1 protein-coding gene is annotated in these 2,509 nt (G+C 63.7%); it reads left to right on the top strand.

What is annotated here, in order from left to right:
• Window positions 1-175: 175 nt before the first annotated feature.
• Window positions 176-2,509 (top strand): beta strand repeat-containing protein (locus M3P88_RS15760; RefSeq protein ID WP_249616944.1); only part of this gene is annotated, 2,334 nt, incomplete at its 3' end.

Below are 2,509 nucleotides of genomic sequence, written 5' to 3'. Positions count from 1 at the left end.
CCGTTTCATCTTGGGATTACAGATGGGACGCTTGTACGCCTCAATTGTAGATTAATTCTATTAAGATTTTCGTAGGAATATTTGAATTCCATTAGGATATTGATTCATCTCAACACAAGATTATGAGAACACTTGCATGCTATCTGTATTTAATATTCGATACAGGTAAGCATGTATGCTCCCTATCATACACATTCGGCTAACGCCACTCGCCCTCGCTCTGCTGCTGATCGGCAGCCCGGCATACGCCAACCCGTTTGACCCCTTCGTGCCGCTACTCCCCGTCCTCGGCGACGGACAGTGGCAGGACGGCACCCATGTCTTCGAGTTGGACGCACCGGCAGACGGCAGCGAACTCCTCCTGCTGGGCCTAGCCGGCAGCGGCGGCAACCGCGGCCAGCTCTCGCTGACGGTCAATGGCAGCAACACAGCGACCGCTAGAGCACGCGGCGTGATCAGCGCCGCCAACGGCGCGAGCTTCGTCAACCACGGCACGCTGCACATTGCCGCACAGGGCGACGGGGATACCGACGCCACCGGGGCTCACTTTGGTAACCACGGAGCGCTGGCCAACCACGGCTCGCTACACGTGTCCGCACAGGGCGACGGGTATTTGCACGAGGCCACCGGGGCCACATTTGGGGACGATGGCACGCTGGCCAACCACGGCTCGCTACACGTGTCCGCACAGGGCGACGGAGATGCCTACGCCACCGGGGCCACATTTGGTAACTACGGAGCGCTGGCCAACCACGGCTCGCTGCACGTTACCGCACAGGGCGACGGGTATTTGCACGACGCCACCGGGGCCATATTTGGGGACGACAGCACGCTGACCAACCACGGCTCGCTGCACGTGTCCGCACAGGGCGACGGGAATTTGCACAAGGCCACCGGGGCCATATTTGGGAACGACAGCACGCTGACCAACCAGGGCTCGCTGCACGTGTCCGCACAGGGCAACGGGAATGCTTACACCGCCACCGGGGCCTACTTTGGGGACGACGGCACGCTGACCAACCACGGCTCGCTGCACGTGTCCGCACAGGGCAACGGGAATGCTTACACCGCCACCGGGGCCTACTTTGGGGACGACGGCACGCTGACCAACCACGGCTCGCTGCACGTGTCCGCACAGGGCAACGGTGTGTATTTGCACGAGGCCACCGGGGCCAGATTTGGGGACAACGGCACGCTGACCAACCACGGCTCGCTGCACGTGTCCGCACAGGGCAACGGGTTCGTCTCCGCCACCGGGGCCATATTTGCGGGCGACGGCATGTTGGCCAACCACGGCTCGCTGCACGTTACCGCACAGGGCAGTGGGGGCGCCTACGCCACCGGGGCTCACTTTGGTAATCGCGGCGCGCTGGCCAACCACGGCATGCTGCACGTGTCCGCACAGGGCGACGGGTATCTTTACGCTGCCACCGGAGCCTACTTTGGGCACGACGGCGCGCTGACCAACCAAGGCTCGCTGCACGTTACCGCACAGGGCGACGGGGACGTCAACGCCACCGGAGCCACATTTAGGAACGACGGCGCGCTGGCCAACCACGGCTCGCTGCACGTGTCCGCACAGGGCGATGGGGATGCCGACGCCACCGGAGCCACATTTTGGGACGATGGCGAGCTAACCAACCATGGCTCGCTGCAGATTACTGCACAGGGCGATGGGGATGCCGAAGCCCTCGGAGCCCGCTTTGAGGACGACGGCGCGCTAGCCAACCACGGCTCGCTGCAGATTACTGCACAGGGCGATGGGGATGCCGAAGCCCTCGGAGCCCGCTTTGAGGACGACGGCGCGTTGGCCAACCACGGTACGCTGCACGTTACCGCACAGGGTGACGGGAATTTGCACAAGGCCACCGGAGCCACATTTGGGGACGACGGCGAGCTAACCAACCATGGCTCGCTGCACGTTACCGCACAGAGCACCGGGAGCAATGGGTACACCGACGCCACCGGGGCCCGCTTTGGGGAGAACGGCACACTGACCAACCACGGCTCGCTGGACGTTACCGCCCAGAGCACCGGGCGCGACGGGCCAGCCTACGCCACCGGGGCACAGTTTGAGGCAAACAACAGCACGCTGACCAACCACGGCTCGATAACCGTTACCGCCCAGAGCGCCAGAGACGCCGCCGGGGCAGATTTTTGGGCCGCCGACGCCGCCGGGGCATGGTTTGAGGCAAACAACAGCACGCTGACCAACCATGGCTCGATGACCGTTACCGCCAGTAGCCCGCAAGGAGATGCCGCGGCCTACGGTGTCTACGTGAACGGTGACAACGCGACCATCGAACACCACGGACTGATGCACGTCAGCGCCAAGGCCGGCACTGGCGGCAACGCTCAAGCGATCGGCCTCCTGTTCAGCGGTGGCGGCACCCACACACTGGACGCCAGCGGCCGCATCGAGGTGGCCGCCAGCGGCGGCAACAACACCGCGCATGAAGTTTTGCTAAGCGGCGGGCAACTGGACGTCAGCCGCTACCACCTGGGCATT

This window comes from Craterilacuibacter sp. RT1T (genome assembly GCF_023502145.1).
In the GTDB taxonomy this organism is placed as follows: domain Bacteria; phylum Pseudomonadota; class Gammaproteobacteria; order Burkholderiales; family Chromobacteriaceae; genus Craterilacuibacter.
This window is presented reverse-complemented; position numbering and strand designations above follow the sequence as displayed.